The following is a 21,218-nucleotide window of genomic DNA, read 5'->3' as shown; positions in this document are numbered from 1 at the left end:
GCGCCTGACTGCTGCGCCCCGCAACCAATGTACCCGCAAAGTGCAGCGTTACACCCGGGTCACACGGCCATGGGCCGACAGCTTGGCCAGCACATGCGGGCCGATCTGCGACAGCGGCAGGACTTCGTGAACACCGCCATGGGCCACGGCCTCTTTGGGCATGCCGTAGACCACACAGGACGCCTCGTCCTGGGCAACGTTATAGGCACCCGCGTTGCGCATCTCCAGCATGCCGACCGCCCCGTCCTTGCCCATGCCGGTGAGGATGACGCCCAGGGCGTTGGCCCCTGCGTTGCGCGCGGCGGAGCGGAACAGCACATCCACCGCAGGGCGATGGCGGTTGACCGGCGGCCCCTGATCCAGCTCGGTGACGTAATTGGCGCCGCTGCGGCCGAGCGACAGGTGCATGTCGCCCGGGGCAATGTAGGCGTGGCCGGGCAGCACACGCTCGCCGTGCACGGCTTCTTTCACGCGGATGCGGCACAGGCCGTCCAGCCGCTTGGCGAACGACGTGGTGAAACCCGCCGGCATGTGCTGCACGATCAGGATGCCGGGGCAATCGGGCGGCATTTCCAGCAGGAAATCCTTGATGGCCTCGGTGCCGCCGGTGGAAGCGCCCACGATGATGAGCTTTTCCGTCGACGAGAAATGGGTACGCGCAGGTGCAGAGGTTGCCGGTGCGTGCTCCGCGCGAACGGGTGCGCCGGGCGCCGATGCGGTTGCTGACCCGGGGGTCGCGGCCACCGCAACCGGTGCAGCAGCGCGCGGACGCAGCTTTGCCCGGGCCGCCGTGCGGATCTTGTCGGCAATCTGGTCGGCGTATTCGTTCATGCCGTCGCGCATGCCCAGCTTGGGCTTGGCGACAAAATCCACCGCGCCCAGCTCCAGCGCGCGCAGCGTGGCTTCAGAGCCGCGCTCCGTCAGCGAAGAGATCATGACCACCGGCGTCGGGCGCAGGCGCATGAGTTTTTCCAGGAAGTCGAGGCCGTCCATCTTCGGCATTTCGACGTCCAGCGTGAGCACGTCCGGATTGGTCTGCTTGATGAGGTCGCGCGCGATGATCGGATCGGGCGCCACACCCACCACTTCCATGTCCGGCTGGCTGTTGATGATCTCCTTCAGGATGCTGCGGATCAGTGCGGAATCGTCGATGCACAGCACCTGAATCTTGCGTTTGTCGTTCATGTTCGGGAAGCAAGTCTTCTGAATGTTGAGACCGTTGTAAAACGAAGCGAAGCGGTTCTGATGGGTCAGCGCCGACGCAGACAGTACAAGTCGTACGGCAAGGCGGTGCTGGGTCGTCAGAATCGTTTTTCAGCGGTCTCCTAGGTAAACAGTTGCAGGCGCGAGGCTGGCTTCGTCGTGATGGACTTCGACAGCTTGCTGGCGTATTGCGCCTCGCTGTCCAGCTCGGCCACCGAGTTTTGCGAGCGCAGCTTGCGCACCATGATCTGACCGGTGGACGGTACGAAATACACCTTGCGCGGGTGCACGTCAAAGAGATCTTTGGCGGCCACCGTCAGGCCTTCGTTGCGCAGGAATTCGAGCACGAACTTGCCGTTGCGCTCACCCACATCAAGCGTGCTCATGCCAGCCAGCACGGCGGCGCCGCCAAATACCTTGATCTCCAGGCGCTCACGCTTGGCGCCCGCCTTGTAGAGCTGGTTGAGCAGGACTTCCATGGCGTGCGTGCCATAGCGCATGGAGGGCGACAGGATCGATTCCCCCTCGTTGCGCGAGGGCAGCATGAAGTGGTTCATGCCGCCAATGCCGAGGGTCTTGTCGCGCACGCAGGCGGACACGCACGAGCCGAGCACCGTGACCAGCATCAGGTCTTCGGTGGTGACGGAATACTCGCCGGGCAGCACTTTCATGGCGCGACGGCCAAAGGTGGTGTCGTAATAAGCGTGGGTGCTGGCCGCCGATTGCGCGAGCGTGGCCATGGCGCCAGCGCTCATGCCGCTGTTCATGCCGCTATCGCTGCGCACGGCGTCCGTGGCCGACTGCGGCGTCGCGCGTTTGCCGAATTCGATCATCGTGCCCCCATCTTGGCCCGCAGTTCGGGCGCGATTTCGTACACGGTCTTGCCGCGCAGCGACCACGCCTTGGTGACCTGCAGGAAGCTCTCCGAATGGCCGGCAAACAGCAGGCCATCGGGTTTCATCACGTCGATGAAATGCTCAAGAATCTTGGCCTGCGTGGGCTTGTCGAAATAGATCATCACGTTGCGGCAGAAGATCACGTCGAACTTCTGCTGCAGCGGCCAATCTCGGTCGAGCAGGTTGATCTGGCGGAAATCGATCATGGCCTGCAGCTCGGGCCGCACGCGGGCATAGCCCTCCTGCTTGCCGGTGCCGCGCAGGAAATACTTCTTCAGGCGCTCGGGCGACAGGGCCGCGACACGCTCCATCGGATAGATGCCGGCACGGGCACGCGCCAGCGCGTTGGTGTCCACATCCGAGGCAACTACGCTCACCTGGCTGGGCGACATCGAGCCGAAGGCTTCAGCCAGCGTGATGGCGATCGAGTACGGCTCTTCGCCCGTCGACGACGCCGAGCACCACACGGTGAACGGCGTGCGCTTGGCCTTGGCGTGCTCGTGCAGGATCGGGAAGTGATGCTGCTCGCGGAAGAACGCGGTCAGGTTGGTGGTCAGTGCGTTGGTAAAGGCTTCCCACTCGTCAGGCAGGTGGCCTTTTTCCAGCGCATCCAGATAATCGCGGAACGAGCCGAGGTTGACCACGCGCAGGCGGCGGGCCAGGCGGCTGTAGACCATTTCACTCTTGCGATCGGACAGCGAAATACCGACGCGGCGGTAGATCAAGTCGCGGATGCGGCCGAAATCTTCGGCGGTGAATGAAAACTCGCGCGACGCGAGCGTCGGCGAAACGGGCGCCAAATTTTGTGCTGCCATGGATAACTAACCCCGTGTTTGGCGAGTCTTGATGCCCGCTTTCAGTCGTTGGCGGGCACCGTTACCGCGGGCCGCGCCAAATTTGCTGTTGGCGAGGCTGGCGTCAGAAGGTGCTCCAGTCATCTTCATCGGCAGAACCCGAGGCCAGCTTGAGGGTCGGGGCGACGACGGCCTCGGAAACGGCGGCCGAAACCGCAGCCGCAGCCACCGGTGCAACCGGCGCATGTGCTCCCTGGGGCGCTTTTTCTGCTTGCGCGGCGGGAGCCTGTTCCGTTGCAGCCTCCGGCATCGCTACCGGCTTGGTCGCCTTGCGCGAAGCCAAGGCGCGCGCTACGGAAGGCACCACTTCGGTCTTTTCCGGGCGGACCTCGCTGCGGACGGCCGGCGCCGGAACGGCAGCCTGCGCCACTACGGCCAGTTCGGCCGAGGCATCGGTGCGGAACGTCGCCACGGCATTGCGCAGCAGTTGCGCCTGTTCTTCCAGCGACAAAGCGGCAGCGGCGGCTTGCTCCACCAGCGCGGCGTTCTGCTGCGTGACCTCGTCCATCTGGTTCACGGCCTGGTTGACCTGTTCGATACCGGAGCTTTGCTCGTCCGACGCGGCGGAAATCTCGCCCATGATGTCGGTCACGCGGCGCACGGCCACCACCACTTCTTCGATCACCGTGCCGGCTTCGGCCACCAGGGCCGACCCGTTGCGCACACGGCCCACCGAATCGCCGATCAGCTCCTTGATCTCCTTGGCCGCCGTGGCCGAGCGTTGCGCAAGGCTGCGCACCTCGCCCGCCACCACGGCAAAGCCGCGGCCCTGCTCGCCCGCGCGCGCGGCTTCCACCGCTGCATTCAGGGCGAGGATATTGGTCTGGAAGGCAATGCCCTCGATCACGCCGATGATGTCGGCGATCTTCTTGCTGCTGGCGTTGATGCCCGCCATGGTTTCGACCACGCGGCCCACCACTTCACCGCCCTTGACGGCGATGTCCGACGCGCTGCCCGCCAGTTGGCTGGCCTGGCGCGCGTTGTCGGCGTTCTGCTTCACGATGCTGGTGAGTTCTTCCATGCTGGAGGCAGTTTCCTCCAGCGACGAAGCCTGCTCTTCCGTGCGCTGAGACAGGTCGGCATTGCCGGCGGCTATCTGCTTGGTAGCGCTGGCGATAGAGTCAGCCGAACTCTTGATATTCGTGATCGTGCCGGTCAGTTGCTGCTGCATCTGCGCCATGGCGAAGAGCATGCTGTCACGGTCGCCGGGGCGGGTCTGCACGTGCACGGCCAGGTCGCCGGCGGCAATGCGGCGGGCAATATCGGCCGCGTACGATGGCTCGCCGCCCAACTGGCGCGACAGCCGGCGTGCAATGACCAGACCGAGCATGATGCCGAGCAGCGCACCCGCGCAGGCCATCACGATCATCACCAGGCGCGAGCGCTCCGCGTTTTCACGCGCCTTGACGGTCGAAGCGGCGGCGACCTCTTCCACGCGCTTGACCATCTTGTCGAGGGTTTTCTCAAAGGCAGCCGTATCGTCCTGCAGCCCAAAGTTTTCCGCGTCTACGCGGCTGTCGAACTGGGTCGGGTCCAGGCCCTGCGCTTCCATCAATGTCAGGAAGTCGCTCATCCGCTTGCTCCAGACGGGGTAGATGGCATCCACCTCGCGGATCATCTTTTTGCCCTCGTCCGACGCGAACAGCGGGCGCACGTTTTCCACGCTCTCTTTCAGGCGTTGCACGTTGGCCGTGATTTCTTTGCTGAGACCCTTGCGATCGGCGAGCGTGACAGCGCTCAGCAGCCCGATCTGCGCGCGAGTGGCGTGTGCAAGGCTATTGGCCGCACCGCCCATCTGCGTGATGGCGCGCATCTGCTTTTGCGCCAGCTCTTCGCTGGCGCGGGTCAACTGCGTGATCGTGTAGATGCCCAACCCGCCGATGGCCGCGCCCATGGCAGCCACGATCAGGAAACCACCGGTGAGTACCGTGGACACCGGCAAACGCTTGATCCAACCCATGTTGTCTACCTCTTCCTGTTTTTATATGCCCCCTAACCGCTATCGGCCTATGGGGGACGGCTCTTTAGAACCGCCGTGGGGTCATGCCACTTCAGTGGGGGGTCACCCCGGCTTCAGCAGGCACTAGCCCAGGCAAAAAAAAACCTGCCCCGGAGGGCAGGCTGCACACCACAAACACACACGAGAGAGCTTTCGCGAGCAGCGAAGATCCCGTGCATACATGGTCAAAAGGTCTCCCAGTCGCTATCGTCGCCGCCTGCGGCAACGAGCTTGGGTACGGGCAACTTGGGCGCTGACGCAGCCGCTTTGCTCACGGCAGCGGCGGCGGTGCGCTCGCGTTGTTGTTCTTTGGCGGAGGCCGGGGCTGCAGTTGCAGCGGCGGTCTTCGCGGTGGGTTCAGCGGTGGTTCGTGCTGCAGCCTTCGGCTGGGCTGCACGGCGCGGCACGGCCTTGGCTTTGCGCGCCGGCTTGGCAGCCGCGCTCGCGGCCACCGGCACCGTCGACATTGCGTTTGCCTGTGTGCCGGCCAGCGTCCGGAACACCGCCACAGCTTGGCGCAGCCCGCTCGCCTGTTCCTGCAGGGACATGGCGGCGGCAGCGGCTTGCTCCACCAGCGCAGCGTTCTGCTGCGTGCCTTCGTCCATCTGCGTGACGGCCTGGTTGATCTGCTCGATGCCCGCGCTTTGTTCGTCCGATGCGGAGCTGATCTCGCCCATGATGTCGGTCACGCGTTTCACGGCCACCACCACTTCATCGATAACGCTGCCCGCTTCGGCCACCAGCGTGGTGCCGTTTTCAACGCGGCCAACCGAATCGCTGATCAGCTCTTTGATTTCCTTGGCTGCCGAGGCCGAGCGCTGCGCCAGGCTGCGCACCTCGCCCGCCACCACGGCAAAGCCGCGGCCCTGCTCGCCTGCGCGCGCGGCTTCCACCGCCGCATTCAGCGCCAGGATGTTCGTCTGGAAGGCAATGCCTTCGATCACGCCGATGATGTCGGCGATCTTCTTGCTGCTGTCGTTGATGCCGGCCATGGTGTCCACCACCCGGCCAACCACTTCGCCACCCTTGACGGCGATATCCGAGGCGTTGCCCGCCAGCGTGCTCGCCTGGCGCGCGTTGTCGGCGTTCTGGCGCACGATGCTCGTCAGCTCTTCCATGCTCGACGCGGTTTCTTCCAGCGCCGAAGCCTGCTGCTCGGTGCGCTGCGACAGATCGGCATTGCCGGCAGCAATCTGCTGCGTGGCACTGGCAATCGAGTCGGAACCCGAGCGCACCTGCCCCACCATCTTCTGCAGGCTTTCCTGCATGCGTTGCAGTGCGTGCAGCAGGCGGCCGGTTTCATCGGCGCGGTCCACCTGAATGGTGTGCGTGAGGTCGCCCTGCGTGATGTGCTCGGCCTGTTCAATGGCGCGCATCAGCGGCAGCGTGATCGAACGGCGCAGCGCCCACGTCAGCAGCCCGCCCACCAGAATGCCGCCCAGCAGCAGGCCGGTGGTGAGGGCGCTCAGATTGCGATGTTCGGCCTGGCTGGCTTCGTAGCCGGCTTTGGCCGCGTCCATCTGCAGGCGGTTGAGCGCAGTGACCTTGTCGCCAAGGGGGCGGTACAGCGCGGGCATGACGTCCATGACCGTCTTGTTGATGCGCGCTTCATCGTGCGCCTGCACGGCTTGCATCAGCACCTGTGCGCCGTCACGCAGGAAAACGTCGCGCAGGCCCTGAGCCTCGTCGGCCAGCTTGCGTTCGTCTGCCGTGGTGGGCAGCGCGCGGTAGCGCTTCCAGGCGGCGTCGGACTTGTCGAGGAACATCTTGGCGCGCGCGACCGTCTTTTCCGTGCCGGGCGCGTTGGGCGCCATGGCGGCACGGTCGAGCACGATGCGGAAGCTCAGCAGGTTGGAATCGGATTCAGCCAATGCCACGGTGCCCGCAAGCTGCACGGCATAGCCGTCCTGCACGCGGGTGTTGGCGTGTCGCATGCCGATCAGGCCCGTCACGCCCACGATGACGGCGAGCACACCAATGCCCGCCATCATCAGCCCCAAACGGAGCCGGATGGTCATTTTGCTGAACATGCTTCCCTCCCCTAACGGCGCCGCACCTGTTGTTACGGTGTCTTGTCGCCCGGCAGGCCCCTTCGGCCCCGCCTCAATCGCTATGGGCACGTACGCCGCGCCCCAGCCGGATTCATGTCGCGATCAGGCTGCTTCGGCTTCGTCGCACAGTGCCATGTCGGCCGACATCAGCAGGCGCTCGATGTCCACCAGGATCAGCATGCGCTCGTCGATCGAGCCCAGGCCACGGATATATTCCGTGTCCAGCGCGCCCGAGAACTCCGGCGCCGGCTTGATCTGCTGGCTCTGCAGCGTCAGCACGTCCGACACACCATCCACGACGATGCCGACCACGCGGTCCATCAGGTTCAGGATGATGACGACGGTGTACTGGTTGTACTCGACGCGATCGAGCTGGAACTTGATGCGCAGATCCACGATCGGCACGATGATGCCGCGCAGGTTGATCACACCCTTGATGAAATCGGGTGCATTGGCAATGCGCGTGACGGTCTCGTAGCCGCGGATCTCCTGCACCTTCAGGATGTCGATGCCGTACTCTTCTTGACCCAGCGTGAAGGCCAGGTACTCCTCCCCGCCGGTGTCTTCGCCGATCGCGTGTTTCTTGACTTCCATTGCGGCTCCCCTCGGCCCCGTCGGGCCACTAGATTGAATTCGTTGTGGTGGTTGATAGCACCCTGTCAGGCGTGAACGCTTATGCCGCAGCCATCGCCTCGGTCGAAAAACGACCGCCCTGTGCTTCGCCCATCTCGTGCTTTTCGGCAGTAACGGCACGCGCCGCGTTTTCTGAATGGCCCGAGCGCGTCTCGCGCATCAGGGCCGACACGTCGACGATCAGCGCCACGCTGCCATCGCCCAGGATGGTCGCGCCCGAAATGCCGGGCACGCGGCGGTAGTTGGTCTCCAGGTTCTTGACCACCACCTGCTGCTGACCGACCAGCTCGTCGATCTGCAGCGCAATCTTCTTGCCTTCCGAATCCAGGATCACGACGATGCCTTCCGACGGATCGGGCAGCGACGGCGTGATGCGGAAGCGTTCGTACATCGGCACCAGCGTCAGGTATTCGTTGCGCACCTTGAGCAGGCGACCGCCGCCCGGCACGGCCTTGATGTCTTCCGGACGCGGTTGCAGCGATTCGGCCACGCACGACAGCGGGAGAATGAACACCTCTTCACCGGTCTTGACCGACATGCCGTCCAGAATCGCCAGCGTGAGCGGCAACACGATACGGATCGTCGTGCCCCTGCCTTTCTGCGACTGGATCTCGACGTAGCCGCCCATCGACTGGATGTTCTGCTTGACCACGTCCATGCCCACGCCGCGGCCCGACACGTCCGTCACCTGGTCGGCCGTAGAGAAGCCCGGCGCGAAGATGAGCTGGTTGATCTCGTCGTCGGTCATGTTGTCCGACACGGGCAGGCCGCGCTCGCGCGCCTTCTTGAGGATCTTGTCGCGGTTCAGGCCCTGGCCGTCGTCGCTCACTTCGATAACGATGTTGCCGCCCTGGTGGGCAGCGGAAAGCAGCAGTTGGCCGGTGGCGTCCTTGCCGGCGGCCACGCGGGCTTCGGGCAGTTCGATGCCGTGGTCCAGGCTGTTGCGCACCAGGTGCGTGAGCGGATCGATGATGCGCTCGATCAGGCCCTTGTCCAGTTCGGTCGACTTGCCGAACGTCGACAGCTCGACCTGCTTGCCCAGCTTGTGCGCCAGGTCGCGCACCAGGCGCGGGAAGCGGTTGAACACGTAATCCATCGGCATCATGCGGATGGACATGGCGGCCTCTTGCAGGTCGCGCGCATTGCGCGTGAGCTGCGACAGGCCCGCAAACAGGCGCTCGTTGAGGACCGGGTCGAAGGCCTGCGCGGTTTGCGCCAGCATGGCCTGCGTGATGACGAGTTCGCCCACCAGATTGATGAGCTGGTCGACCTTTTCCACGCCAACGCGGATCGACGTTTCAGCAGCCACGACCGGCTTGTGGTCGGCAGCGGCCGGGCGTGCCGGCGCCGGGGCGGCCGCAGCGGCAGCCGCCTGAGCCGGCGCAGCTTCATTGGCAGCCGGGGCGTGCACTTCCGTCTGTGCGGCAGCGGGCGTCGGTGCGGCGACAACCGTCGCGCTGGCTTCGGCCACGGCCGGTGCCGCGCCACCCACGTGCGGCGTGATGACGATCTGGTCGGCATCGATGATGAAGCAGCTCACCGCGATGATGTCGTCGGCGGTGCAGGTGGTCTGCAGCACGATGTCGCTGTTGCGGCCGGTGCGCGCGTGGCGCAGCACGGTGCCCAGATGCTTGAGTTCGGTGACGATCAGCTCGCAGTCTTCATTCGAGACGTTGATCAGCTTGATGTCCAGGCCGCCGTCGATGTCGCCCACCGCTTCGGCCGCAGGCGCTTGGACCACCACCGGCTCGGGTTCGGGCGCGACCACCGGTTCGGGCGTCGCCACCACGGGCACCGCAGCCACCGGCGCGGCGGCAACAGGGGCGCCTTCCTCGGCGGTCAGGCTGTTGAGCTTGGCCACCATGTATTCGAGCGTGGCCGTATCGATTGGGTGCTCTTGCCGGTAGGCATCAAGTTGGCTTTTCAACACGTCTTTCGTTTCCAGGAAGGCATCCACCATGTTTTCGCGCAGCTGCAGGGTACCGGTGCGAGCGCGGTCCAGAATCGACTCCGCCACATGCGTGAGTTCCGTCATGTGCGTGAAACCGAAGGTCGCAGCACCACCCTTGATGGAGTGCGCGCAGCGGAAGATGGCGTTCAGATCATCAGAAGAAGGGTTGGCGACATCGAGGTTGAGCAGCAGCCGCTCCATGTCGACGAGCAGCTCTTCCGCCTCTTCGAAGAAGGCGCCGAAAAACTGGCTAAGGTCGAGGTTCATATCTGTCTTCTCGGTCGTTTAATGCGTCGATGCAGACCCATGGGTCTGCGCATGCCATTCGAGCAACTGCATCACCGAATCCGTCAGCCCATCCGGGTCGAACGGCTTGGGCAGAAAGCCCGTCGCGCCGGCAGCGCGTGCCTGGTCGCGGATGGTGCTGTCAGCCTCGGTGGTCAGCATGAGGATCGGGGTGTCGGCGTAGGCCGGCAGTGTGCGCAGCGCGCGAATGAGGGTCAGGCCGTCCATCGACGGCATCACCTGATCGGTAATCACAAGGTGGTGGCTGCCCTGGGCGAGCGTGCGTGCGGCTTCCAGCGCAGCGGTGCCGTCGCCGGCTTCCGTCACGACAAAGCCGCACTCGCGCAGGCACGTGGCAATCATGCGGCGGATCGACGTGGAATCGTCCACCACCAGGATGTGTTTCTCGCTCATCGACTGTTTCTCCCCTCGGCGCTCTTTATGGCTTGGCCGCGCTCACCGCATCCGCCACACCCGTGGCACGTGCGGCGGCGTCGGTCAACGTATCTTTGCCGTCATTGCGCAGGTCGGCCACCGGCTCGACCCCACCCGAGCGCACGGCTTCAGCGGCGCGTGCGTTGAGCACAACGATGCTGATGCGGCGGTTGATCGGGTTGTAGATATTCGTCTTGTCCAGCGGCACCGATGCCTCCAGGCCCACCACGCGGCTGACCTTCTCGGGCTTCATGCCGCCCGCCACCAGCTCGCGTCGCGATGCGTTTGCGCGGTCGGCCGACAGTTCCCAGTTGCTGTAGCCGTGCTGTGTGGCGTACTGCGTGGCGTCGGTGTGGCCCGACAGGCTGATCGGGTTGGGCACGTCGTTCAGCGCCGAGCCCAGCTCGCGCAGAATGGTGCGCATGTACGGCTGCACCTCGGCACTGGCGTTGGCGAACATCGGGCGATTCTGCTGATCGACGATCTGGATGCGCAGGCCTTCGGTGGTCATGTCGATCAGCAACTGGTGCTTGAACTGGCTCATCACCGGGTTCGTCTCGACCATCTCGGCAATCTTCTGCTTGAGCTTGTTCAGCGCCGCATCGTCCGACTCATCGCGGATATTGCGCTGGCGCTGCACGGTCGGGCTCGGGCTCGGATTCGGCTGCGGCACGTTCTGCTTGAGGGAAGGGCTACCCTGCAGGATGCTCGACTGGTCGCCCGAACCGGCACCGCCGAACAGCGCCACCTTCAGCGGCGTGCGGAAGTACGTTTCGACCGACGACAGTTCTGCCTTGGTCACCGAGCTGAGCAGCCACATCAGCAGGAAGAACGCCATCATGGCGGTCACGAAATCGGCGTAGGCGATCTTCCACGCGCCACCGTGGTGGCCGTGTCCGCTTTTCTTGTTGCGCCGAATGACAATGAAGGTCGGCGTGCTGGACTTGCTCATGGTCCGTTCCCGTCGGTTTGTGCTGCGTTGTTAGTGGCTTGGCTCGTTGGCCACGCTCTGTGTCATATGGGCTTCAGCGCTACGCTGTCTTGGCGCCACGGACGTGGTCTTCCAGCTCGGCAAAAGACGGGCGCTCGGTTGAGAACAGCACCTTGCGGCCGAATTCCACGGCAATGGCCGGGGCGTAGCCGTTCATGCTGGCCAGCAGCGTCACCTTGATGCACTGGAACAACTTGGTCGATTCTTCGGCGCGCTGCTCCAGCAGCGACCCCAGCGGCCCGATGAAACCGTACGCCAGCAAGATGCCGAGGAACGTACCGACCAGCGCCGAGGCGATCAGCTTGCCCAGCTCTGCCGGCGGCAGGCCGACCGAGCCCATGGTGTGCACCACGCCCATCACGGCGGCCACGATGCCGAAGGCCGGCATGGCGTCGCCCACTTTGGTGATGATGCGGGCCGGTTGTTCGGCTTCGTGGTGGTGGGTGTCGATTTCCTGATCCATCAGCGCTTCGATCTGGAACGGATTCAGGTTGCCGCCCACCATCAGGCGCAGGTAATCGCAGATGAAATCCAGCGCGTGGTGATCTGCCTGGATAGCGGGGTAATTGGCGAACAGCGTGCTTTCGTGCGGGTTCTCGATGTCGGCTTCGATCGACATCATCCCTTCGCGGCGGATCTTGGACAGCACCACATACAGCAGCGCCATCACTTCCATATAGAGGGCCTTGGTGTACTTCGAGCCCTTGAACAGGCCGGGCAGGGCCTTGACGGTGGCGTTGATGGCCTTTTTGTCGTTGCCGACCACGAAGGCGCCAATGCCGGCGCCGAAGATGATCAGCAGTTCGGTCGGCTGGAACAAGGGCCCAAGGTGTCCTCCGGCCAGCATGTAGCCGCCGAACACCGAGGCGAGAATCACGATGTAACCGATGGCAACTAACACGGGGCGAACTCCTGAATGGGCGATCCTTCGATCAATACAAGGGGGAATATCGGCATCCCCCCGGTTAACTGAAGGCTTGAGCGCCGAGTTTTGCTGCTGCGCGGTGCTTGGAAAACCCTGCCGCCGCGCCCTTCTTCACAAAGAACGGCAACAAAACGGGCGGCTTGAGCACCACCCGGCCCAAAGTGGGCTTCCCCCTAGGCCGATCCAAAGAAAAAGGGACGGAAATCGCTTTCCGTCCCCACTTTTCGCCTGTCTTTCTGAGCGCGGCGGCAAAAAAAATGCCGGTCCGCAGTTGCCTGCGACCGGCCTACCCCCTTCCCCTTTTGTCCTGCCTGAGCCCCTGTGCTTTTCCTGCTCTGTGTTCCTTGCTCTTTTGTTCTTTGTATTGTTATTTGCCGATCTGGCCGGCTATTCCCGTATTTCCCGTACTGCTACCCGTATTTCCCGTCCGCCCTTTTTTGCCCATCCCCCGGCGGTTCTGCAAGTCCCGTGTTCCCGTATTCCCGTTTTCCTGCAATGCCGTTATCAGGCGTCGACCGCCTTTTCTGCGATCGCATCAACCGGAGCAGCGACGCGCTTTTTCTTTCCTGCGCGTGACGGCGGCTGGCATACACCGCACACGAAATCATGGTGCAGGTCGTCTGCGTGGGCCACGAAATGGCCGGTGCAGCGCTTGCACTTCACGGTGTGCAGCATTTTCCCCTCGAAGAACTTCAGCATCATCCACGCACGGGTGATTGAGAGCACCTCTTCCTGTTCGTGAACGTGAATATGTTCCTGGTACAGCTTGTAGGCCGAGATCAGGCGGCGCACACCAGTGCTGCGGCTGTTCTCACCCAGAAAACGGTAGATGTTCAGGAAGATCGACGAATGGATGTTCGGCGACCACGTCAGGAACCAGTCTGCCGAGAAGGGCAGCATGCCCTTGGGCGGCGATTCCCCACGGATTTCCTTGTACAGCTTGACCAGACGCTCACGGCTGAGCGTGGTTTCCTGTTCCAGCAGTTGCAGGCGCGCACCGAGCGAAATCAATTCCGCTGCGAGGTGGATCTGCTGAACTTCGTTCATGACGCTGGTGTGACGCATGGCACTGCTCCCGCTACGCTTGCTACTCATCCAAAGTGCAATCTCTGAACCCGGCGAAAAGGCCGCCGCAAATGGCTCAGCTGATCTGCTCAACCGCCTGACGTGCCAGCAGGATCGACATTTGCGATTGCTGCAGACCCTTGTCACGGTGCGGCTGGGTCACCAGACCCAGGATGGCGTGATCGTCGAAGCGGAAGCGGCACAGCATCATGTTCGTGCTGGCCAGCTTGACGATCTGCGCGGGCGACATCGTCAGCAGGATGTCAGCCAGTTCTTCAGAGATGCCGAGGCGAAACAGTGCGGCATCCCGATCCTTGGCCAGCATCTGCTGGGCAAGCATCAAGTAGGTGAGATTCAGTTCGCTGATCTCGGAAACAATGTCTTGCGTGTCCATGTATGTCCCGTCGTGTGCAGTAAAAGTACAACTTGCATCCGATCTCGCATGGTGATGTCCGGTGGCGCTATTTTCTTGCGCCTACCCTCGCCGGGCTGTTCACCAATCCCCACGGATCGGATGTTCCTGCAGTCGGCGCCGTTGCCGGCACCTCCTGCTCCTTCTTACTCACGTCGCTAAAGACATGGCGAAGTTGTTTTCTGTTGAACACATTGTGGGTTTACGTCCGGGGTAAGTAAAGAAGGGGGGACCCCTACGTCGGAGGGGTGAGGTAGTCCGTTTTCTTGTAGGCGAATTTCCTACAAATCTGTTAATAAACGTTGCAAATGAAGCCTTTGCCGACGCAACGGCCCTGGGTGGACGATGCGCTAAAGCGGGTGTTTGACACGTATTTACCCCAATTAACGGCGAAAGATAGCAATTAAATTGCCTAAAGTTGTCAGAAATCGACAAAGAAGGCGTCGCACTTCTGCGACTGTGAGCATCGGATGCCGGGTTAACCGCTTGTAGGACACTTCTGACCCGCTCCTACACGCCGTGTAGGACAGTTCCGACCGACTTTCGGCCGACTTTGTAGGATCGCTCCTACAGTCGAAAGGCGATTTTGTAGGACAGCTCCTACTTGTTTGTTTATCTAAAACAGACACGTATCTCTAATCGATACAAAATTCGGCCAGGAAACATACTTGCCTGGGTGGGAAAGGACGGACCACGCACTTCCTTTTTTGCAGCGCGGCAGGAAGTGGCGCATGGTCGTCTGCGGAAGGAAAAAACGCGGGAATTTTGAAGGTCTGCCAGCCGCCCCTCGTGTAGGACAGCTGTAGGACAACGTGAGCTGCGCCAACAGCCCACGTGCGTCGTCAGTCGTGGTGCGGCGCGGACCAGGGGGCACGCAATACAGTGCCAGTGGCGGATTCGGTGATGACGAGCGAGCGCCCGTCTGGCGTGAGTGCAACGTTGGTGGTGGTGCGCCCCTTGCACGACGTGATGCGCGCCAGCGGTTCACCATGCGGCGAAACGACAAACACCGCGCCCAGCGAGGCATGCGCGACGAACAGGTGGCCGGCCGCGTCCATCGCCATGCCGTCGGGCCCGCTGGTGCCGTAGAACTGCGCGAAGCGGCCCACCTTGCTCGTGCTGCCGTCAGCAAGCAGCGGCAAGCGCCAAACGGCGTTGTCGCGCGTCATGGCAACGAAGAGCGCGGATTCGTCTGGCGTCAGCACCAAACCGTTCGGGCTCGGGCCATTCGCCAGCAGGCAATCGAGCCGGCCATCCGCGCGCAGCCGATACACACGGCCGGTCGGGTCATGCAGGCCCGTCTGGCCTTGGTCGGTGAAATACACATCGCCGTTGCGGGCGACGATCAGATCATTGGGGCCTTTGAAGCGCTCGCTGTTGCGGCGAGTCAGGAACGGCGTGACTGCGCCCGTCGCAGAGTCCAGCGACAGCAACCCGTTCTTGTAGTCCGCAATCAGCAGCGTGCCGTCGTGGCGCAGCGCCAGGCCGTTCGGTTCGCCGTCGTATTCCGCCACCACATCCCAGTCGCCCTGCGCAGAAACACGCAGGATGCGGCCATGCGGAATATCCACCAGCCACAGATTGCCGTGCGCATCCCAGCACGGCCCTTCCAGAAAGCAGTCGACCGGCGCCCCGCCTTTGTTGGCGCGGGACCATTCGGTCGGCACCGGGCGACGCAGCCTGGCCGGCATCTCCGCAAAGATGGTGGTTTCGATGATGGGCCAGTTGAAATACGTCATGGCGCGGTGCCCGGTTCGGCTTGCGCCAGATGCCGCGTGACGTTGCCGGTATAGCGATACGGCAGTTGGCGCGGCATCGGGCCTTTGTTGCGCTCGCCGCGACCGCTTTGCTCCCAGGCGTGCGCCAAGATGCCGACGGCCCGCGAGAGACAGAACACGCCGCGCGCCAGCGGCGCCGCAAAACCCAGTTCCGCATAGATAACAGCCGTGGCGCCGTCGATGTTCATCGGGATGGGCTTGCCCTTGCGGCCGGAAAGCAACGCTTCGATGGCGCGGCCGATGGCGGCATAGCGCCCGCCGACCACGTCGCTCCGCGCAGCCTCGTCCACCAGCGCGAGCAGGCGCCCCGCGCGGGGGTCGACCGGGTGGAAGCGATGCCCGAAGCCCGGCAGGTATTTGCCATGTGCGGCGATGAACGCATCCACACCCGCCGCCGTAGCAGCCTCCAGCGAGGCGCCGTCACACATGCGCGCCTCGATATCGTGAAACAGCTCGACCGCCTGCTGCCCCGCCCCGCCGTGTACGTCGTCCAGCGCGTTCAACGCAGACGCCATCGCACCGTTGAGCGGCAGGCCACAGCTCGTCGCCATCTTGGCAATCGCAATGGATGGCGCATGCGGGCCATGATCGACGGACGCCACCAGCGCCGCTTCCAGCAGAGCAGCCTGACGCTTGGCTGGCAGCTCACCGCGCAGCATCAGCCAGATCATTTCGGCAAAACCAATCTGGCCGATCAGCTCCTGGATCGGGTAGCCGCGCACATGGATGCGGCCCGGTTCGATATCGATGATGTCGGTGCGCCAGTAATCGGCAGCGAGGCCGGCGGCAGAATCGATTGCGTTGGGGACAGATGCGGTCGTCATGATCAGATGGCGCCTTCAGCGCGCAAGGCTTCGATTTGGTCGTGGCGGTAGCCCAGCTTGGCAAGCCAGTCGTCGGTATGGGCGGAGAGCGACGGTGCGGGAGTCTTCGGGCAAGGGTCTTCACCAGACAGGCGAAAACCCGCGCGCGTCACGTGCTGCCCCGCCTCCGGGAAGGAGGTGACGAAGCTGCGGCCCGTCACCTGTTCATGCGCGAGCACGCCAGGCACGTCGAGCACCAGCCCGGCCGGCACGCCGGCTTCGATCAGCAGCGGCTCCCATTCGGCAGCCGAGCGCGCGGCCAGCGCAGCTTCCAGTGCATCGTTGAGTTGCTGGCGGTGTTCCTTGCGTGCATGACGCTCGGCAAAGCGCGCATCGGTTGCAAGATCCGGATGACCAACCACGCGACACAGCGCGGCAAACTGCTTGTCTTCGTTGGCCGCGATATTGATCAGCCCATCGCCCGTGCGGAACGTGCCCGACGGCGCCGCCGTGAAGTTCTGGTTGCCCATCGGGTGCGGCGTCACACCGGCATTCAGGTAATTGGAGACGACCCAACCCATGGTGGCGAGCGTCGATTCCAGCATCGACACATCCACCATGCAGCCCTGCCCCGTGCGTTGCGCGCCGAGCAGACAGGCGGTCACGGCCAGCGCCGCCGTGATGCCGCCCACCGTATCGCTGATCGGGTACCCCACGCGCAGCGGCGCGGATTCGTCATCGCCCGTGACGCTCATCACCCCGGAAATCCCCTGGATGATCTGGTCGTACGCGGGTCGGCCGCTAAGCGGGCCATCCTTGCCGAAGCCGGAGATGGCGCAGTAGACCAAGCGCGGGTTGACCTCGCGCAGCACGTCGTAGCCGAGCTCCAGGCGATCCATCACGCCAGGGCGGTAGTTTTCGATCAGGGCATCGGCCTGCGCTGCCAGCTTGAGCAGGATCGCCCGCCCTTCCGGGTGCTTCAGGTTGACGGTGACGGACTGCTTGCCCGCATTGACGGCGACAAACGAGGCGCCCATCTTGCGGCGCGCCTGCTCCGGATCAGCGCCTAGACGGCGCGCGAGATCGCCATTGCCGGGCACCTCCACCTTGATGACTTCAGCGCCGAGCAAACCCAGCTGATAGCCGCAGAACGGCCCGGCCAGCACGTTCGACAAGTCGAGCACGCGCAAACCCGCGAGAGGCAAAGCCATGAAAACAACTCCTGCTACACAATCGGCTCCGCCCCTCGCCCCGTTCAGGAAGTTGGGCGTCTTGGCGGAGCCTAGGTTTTCTGGATTAGCTGAGCGGCGAGACGCAGCGGCGCGGGGTCGCCACCCAGCGTGGAAGTGATTTGCGCGGCGTGCTCCAGCACCGGCACGCGCCACGATTGCAGCAGCGCGCCATCGATCCGCGAAGCTGGGCCGGCAAGGCACAGCGCACCCCGCAGCGCCTGCTGCGCACCAAACACCGGCACCGAGAGGCCCACCGTTTCCCGATCGCGTTCGCCAATCGACACGTAATAGTGATCGCGCCGGATCGCGTCGTACGTGGCGCCTTGCATGCCCGAGAACGCACACAGCACGCGCCCGCCCGAACCGCGCTCCAGCGGCAGCACATCGCCCTCGCGCACGTGATCGCGGATCGAATGGTTCGAATCCACGCGGTGCAGGCACACACGCACATCGCGCTCCCGGATGTAGAGCGACACCGCTTCGCCCGTCGCCTCAGCCAGCGCGCGCATGTGCGGCAGCACCACGTCGCCCAGACGCATGCTGCGCTGGTAGAGCGCGCCGAGCATCAACGGCGCGGCACCGATCTGGTAGCGGCCATCTTCCAGGCGAAACAGCATGCGATGCTGGATGAGCGAGCCTGCCAGCCGCAGGATCGTGCTCTTGTAGAGCCCGGTGCGGGCGGCCAGCTCGGCCAGCGTCAGCGCGTAGTCGCCGGGGCGGAACGCAAACAGGATCGAGAACGCGCGGTCCAGCGCGGCCACCCCCGACTGCCCCGGCGTGGCGGCATCGCCCTCATTGGCGGCGGTGGTCTCGTTCTGGGTGGTTTGGCGCTCTGCGGTCATGGCGGGTTGGGCGAGACGGTTCACTTGACCATCTTCAAGGCTTGGTCGACGAAGCGGTTAGTGTACGTTTTACTCACGTCGATCTTGGCGTTGCGGATCTTTTCGTCGTAGCTGGAGAGCACCGTCAGGGCCACCTTGGCATCGGCATCGGTCATCAGGCCGTCCTTCGAGAAGATCGGCTTGGAGTGACGCAGCGCATCGACAAACACGTCGCGCCCGCCCACCTGCTGCTCCTTGGGCATCTTGTCGGCAATGGCCTCGGGCGTGCTGGCGTCGATCCACTTGAGCGTGCGGATGAAGGCGTTCACCAGGCGCTGCACCGTCTCCGGGTTCTTCGTCATGAAGTCGCGCGTGACGTACAGCGTGGCCGTCGGGTAGCGGCCGCCGAACACGGCGTTTGAGCCGGCATCGGTGCGCGTATCCACCAGGAACTTGGCGGCGCGGCGCTTCTCCAGCAGGCTCGCCACGGGGTCGAAATTGACGAGCGCGTCGATCTCCTTACGATCGAGCGCCACCATGCCCGGCGCGCCCGACCCCACGGCGATGTACGACACGTCGTTGACCTGCAGACCGTTCTTGATGGCGTAGTAACGCGCAAACAGGTCAGTGGACGAACCGGGTGCGGTAATGCCGATCTTCTTGCCCTTCAGATCCTTGCCGCTCTTGATATCGAGGTCGGGCCGCACCGCCAGCACAATGCCGGGCGTGGTGTTGAGCAGCGCCACCGACACGATGTCCTTGCCCTGCGCCTGGATGTGGATGGTGTGGTCATAGAAGCCCACCACCGCATCGGTCGAACCGGCAATCAGGGCCTGCAGCGCCTTGCTGCCGCCGGCCTGGAAGTTCTCTACCTTGACGTTGAGCCCTTCCTTCTGGAAGTTGCCCAGCGACTGCGTGAGCGGCACCGGCATGTAGTTCAGGATCATCGAGCCGACCGACAGGCTCACGTCCTTCTTTTCCGGCTCGGCGGCATTGGCTACCGTACAGACGGCCGCACACAACAGGGCCGAAATCCATCGTTTCATGGTTGTCTCCGTGATGTTCTTTGCGGAAATGCGGATCAGGCGCCCGTTTCCGGATCGGCCTTCGGACGCCACACCAGCAACTTGCCTTCGAGCGCATCGACGCTGCGGTCCAGCGCAATCACAAACGCCGACAGCACGACGATCCCCGAAAACACACCGGTGGCATCGAACACGCCCTCGGCCTGTGCAATCAGGTGGCCCAGGCCAGCGGACGAACCGAGGTACTCGGCCACGATCGCGCCCATGACCGCCATGCCGACGGAGGCGCGCAGGCTGGAGAGAATCCAACTCGTGGCGGACGGCACATACACGTGGCGCAGCAGGCTGATGCGGCTGGCCTTGAGCAGGCGCGCGTTGGCCAGGATGACGGGGTTGACCTCGCGCACGCCCTGGTACGTATTGAAGAAGGTGATGAACAGCACCATCGTTGCACCCAGCGCCACCTTGGAGGTCAGCCCCAGCCCGAACCACATCACGAAGATGGGCGCGAGCAGGATGCGTGGAATCGCGTTGAAGACCTTGATGAACGGGTCGAGCACCTCGGCCGCGAGCCTGGACAAGCCGAGCCACAACCCCAGGCTGATGCCAAGCAGCGTGCCGATGCCGAACGAGAGGATCGTCTCGGCCAGAGTAATGGCCAGGTGCGTGTAGATATCGCCACCCGTGAACCACTCCCAGATGCGCGCGACGATGGACGACGGCATCGAGAAATAGAACGGGTCCACCACGCCCGCGCGGCCAAGGCCCTCCCACGCGCCGAACATCAACACCACCACGGCCAACTGAAACAGGCGGATCTTGGTCTTGTGCGCGAGACCGGCGCGCTGCGTACCCACGGCAGGCATCGTATTAGTGCTGGACGGCATGGCTCTTCTCCACTTCGGTGCCGAGGATCGACCAGATCTCGCGATACAGGCGGATGAACGCGTCGGACATGTTGATTTCAGACACGTTGCGCGGGCGCGGCAGCGTGATTTCCACATCCCCAACCGGGCGGCTGGCCGGCCCGGCGGACATGACGACCACGCGGTCGGCCAGAGCAATGGCTTCTTCCAGGTCGTGCGTGATGAACAGCAGCGATTTGCGGTCTTCCTGCCAGAGGCGCAGCAACTCGCTCTGCATGAGGTGGCGCGTGTGCACGTCCAGCGCCGAGAACGGCTCGTCCATCAGCACGATCCTGGGCGAGAGGATCAGCGTCTGCGCCATGCTGATGCGCTTCTTCTGCCCGCCCGAGAGCTGATGCGGATAGCGCGCCTCGAAGCCGGCCAGCCCGACCTTCTTCATCCACGGACGGGCGCGCTCGCGGGCCTCATCCACCGGCATGCCCTGGAACACAAGGCCCAGCGCGACGTTGTCCAGCGCCGTCTTCCAGGGCAGCAGCGAGTCCTGCTGCATCATGAAACCGGCATTGCCATTGAGCCCGGTCAGCGGCTCACCAAACACAGTGACGCTGCCGCCGGCCGGCTTGAGCAGCCCGGTCACGGCATTGAGCAACGTGCTCTTGCCGCAGCCAGTCGGCCCCACCACCGCCACGAATTCGCCTTCACCAATCGACAGGTCAACGCCCTGCACCGCCGTGAAGCTGCCGAACCGCACCGAAACCTGATTGAGCTGAACCGCCGGCAACCCGGCGCGGAGTCGGCCGCTGGCGGCCTGGGGGGAAGAAAGCATGGGCGTCTCCGTGAACGCGCCTGATTCGATGCGTTCTGTTTGATGGAATATAGTTCTATTTTATATGTCATATCTAGCGAGGTTAACGCGCGTAAACCCGAAAACAGCACAGGCATCAGCGGTTTTCGCAACTCCTTCCTAGGGCAACACCATAGTTTGTTCTTTCT

Annotated in this window: 19 protein-coding genes; all 19 read right to left on the bottom strand. The window is 63.6% G+C overall.

What is annotated here, in order from left to right:
* Window positions 1-48 precede the first annotated feature (48 nt).
* The 19 genes from BG83_RS0120215 to BG83_RS0120125 all read right to left on the bottom strand — a co-directional run bounded on the left by BG83_RS0120215 (window position 49) and on the right by BG83_RS0120125 (window position 21,051).
* Window positions 49-1,185, bottom strand: a complete 1,137-nt coding sequence (locus BG83_RS0120215; protein WP_024978417.1) for a protein-glutamate methylesterase/protein-glutamine glutaminase — start codon at window positions 1,183-1,185, stop codon at window positions 49-51.
* Window positions 1,186-1,325: 140 nt separating this feature from the next.
* Window positions 1,326-1,943 carry a chemoreceptor glutamine deamidase CheD gene (gene cheD / locus BG83_RS0120210; protein ID WP_037032225.1) on the bottom strand — a complete coding sequence of 206 codons (618 nt, stop codon included), beginning with the start codon at window positions 1,941-1,943 and terminating at the stop codon, window positions 1,326-1,328.
* Window positions 1,944-2,032: 89 nt separating this feature from the next.
* Window positions 2,033-2,914, bottom strand: coding sequence for a CheR family methyltransferase (locus BG83_RS0120205; protein WP_024978415.1), 882 nt, complete (start codon window positions 2,912-2,914; stop codon window positions 2,033-2,035).
* A 103-nt stretch (window positions 2,915-3,017) separates the two neighbouring features.
* Window positions 3,018-4,913, bottom strand: a complete 1,896-nt coding sequence (locus BG83_RS0120200; protein ID WP_024978414.1) for a methyl-accepting chemotaxis protein — start codon at window positions 4,911-4,913, stop codon at window positions 3,018-3,020.
* A gap of 224 nt (window positions 4,914-5,137) precedes the next feature.
* Window positions 5,138-6,982: a methyl-accepting chemotaxis protein gene (locus tag BG83_RS0120195; RefSeq protein ID WP_024978413.1), complete on the bottom strand. Its 1,845-nt coding sequence runs from the start codon at window positions 6,980-6,982 to the stop codon at window positions 5,138-5,140.
* Window positions 6,983-7,105: 123 nt separating this feature from the next.
* Window positions 7,106-7,597, bottom strand: coding sequence for a chemotaxis protein CheW (locus BG83_RS0120190; RefSeq protein ID WP_024978412.1), 492 nt, complete (start codon window positions 7,595-7,597; stop codon window positions 7,106-7,108).
* Window positions 7,598-7,676: 79 nt separating this feature from the next.
* Window positions 7,677-9,854 carry a chemotaxis protein CheA gene (gene cheA / locus BG83_RS0120185; RefSeq protein WP_024978411.1) on the bottom strand — a complete coding sequence of 726 codons (2,178 nt, stop codon included), beginning with the start codon at window positions 9,852-9,854 and terminating at the stop codon, window positions 7,677-7,679.
* 18 nt (window positions 9,855-9,872) lie between these two features.
* The gene (locus BG83_RS0120180) at window positions 9,873-10,286 is read right to left on the bottom strand and encodes a response regulator (protein WP_024978410.1); all 414 of its coding nucleotides are present in this window, start codon (window positions 10,284-10,286) and stop codon (window positions 9,873-9,875) included.
* A 25-nt stretch (window positions 10,287-10,311) separates the two neighbouring features.
* Window positions 10,312-11,259: a flagellar motor protein MotB gene (motB, locus tag BG83_RS0120175; protein WP_024978409.1), complete on the bottom strand. Its 948-nt coding sequence runs from the start codon at window positions 11,257-11,259 to the stop codon at window positions 10,312-10,314.
* Window positions 11,260-11,338: 79 nt separating this feature from the next.
* Window positions 11,339-12,199, bottom strand: a complete 861-nt coding sequence (gene motA, locus BG83_RS0120170; RefSeq protein ID WP_012430145.1) for a flagellar motor stator protein MotA — start codon at window positions 12,197-12,199, stop codon at window positions 11,339-11,341.
* 528 nt (window positions 12,200-12,727) lie between these two features.
* The gene (gene flhC, locus BG83_RS0120165) at window positions 12,728-13,288 is read right to left on the bottom strand and encodes a flagellar transcriptional regulator FlhC (RefSeq protein WP_024978408.1); all 561 of its coding nucleotides are present in this window, start codon (window positions 13,286-13,288) and stop codon (window positions 12,728-12,730) included.
* Between the two features lie 76 nt (window positions 13,289-13,364).
* Entirely contained in the window at window positions 13,365-13,682 is a 318-nt protein-coding gene (gene flhD / locus BG83_RS0120160; RefSeq protein WP_004627783.1) for a flagellar transcriptional regulator FlhD, read from the bottom strand.
* 860 nt (window positions 13,683-14,542) lie between these two features.
* The gene (locus BG83_RS0120155; protein ID WP_024978407.1) at window positions 14,543-15,439 is read right to left on the bottom strand and encodes an SMP-30/gluconolactonase/LRE family protein; all 897 of its coding nucleotides are present in this window, start codon (window positions 15,437-15,439) and stop codon (window positions 14,543-14,545) included.
* Window positions 15,436-16,302, bottom strand: coding sequence for a citryl-CoA lyase (locus tag BG83_RS0120150; protein ID WP_024978406.1), 867 nt, complete (start codon window positions 16,300-16,302; stop codon window positions 15,436-15,438). The genes BG83_RS0120155 and BG83_RS0120150 overlap by 4 nt, the downstream gene beginning before the upstream one ends.
* 2 nt (window positions 16,303-16,304) lie before the next feature.
* A complete protein-coding gene (locus tag BG83_RS0120145; protein WP_024978405.1) occupies window positions 16,305-17,492 on the bottom strand; it encodes a CaiB/BaiF CoA transferase family protein in 1,188 nt (395 codons plus the stop codon).
* Between the two features lie 71 nt (window positions 17,493-17,563).
* Window positions 17,564-18,355 carry an IclR family transcriptional regulator gene (locus BG83_RS0120140; protein ID WP_024978404.1) on the bottom strand — a complete coding sequence of 264 codons (792 nt, stop codon included), beginning with the start codon at window positions 18,353-18,355 and terminating at the stop codon, window positions 17,564-17,566.
* Window positions 18,356-18,375: 20 nt separating this feature from the next.
* On the bottom strand, window positions 18,376-19,380 hold the full coding sequence (locus BG83_RS0120135; protein ID WP_024978403.1) for an ABC transporter substrate-binding protein: 1,005 nt from the start codon (window positions 19,378-19,380) through the stop codon (window positions 18,376-18,378).
* 35 nt (window positions 19,381-19,415) lie between these two features.
* A complete protein-coding gene (locus BG83_RS0120130) occupies window positions 19,416-20,246 on the bottom strand; it encodes an ABC transporter permease (RefSeq protein WP_024978402.1) in 831 nt (276 codons plus the stop codon).
* Window positions 20,230-21,051, bottom strand: a complete 822-nt coding sequence (locus tag BG83_RS0120125; RefSeq protein WP_024978401.1) for an ABC transporter ATP-binding protein — start codon at window positions 21,049-21,051, stop codon at window positions 20,230-20,232. Before BG83_RS0120125 ends, BG83_RS0120130 begins: the two co-directional genes overlap by 17 nt.
* Window positions 21,052-21,218: the final 167 nt, after the last annotated feature.

It is taken from the genome of Ralstonia pickettii (assembly GCF_000607165.1).
GTDB classification, from domain to species: domain Bacteria; phylum Pseudomonadota; class Gammaproteobacteria; order Burkholderiales; family Burkholderiaceae; genus Ralstonia; species Ralstonia holmesii.
Note: the sequence above shows the minus strand (reverse complement) of the source record. Positions and strands in the feature narration are given on the sequence as shown.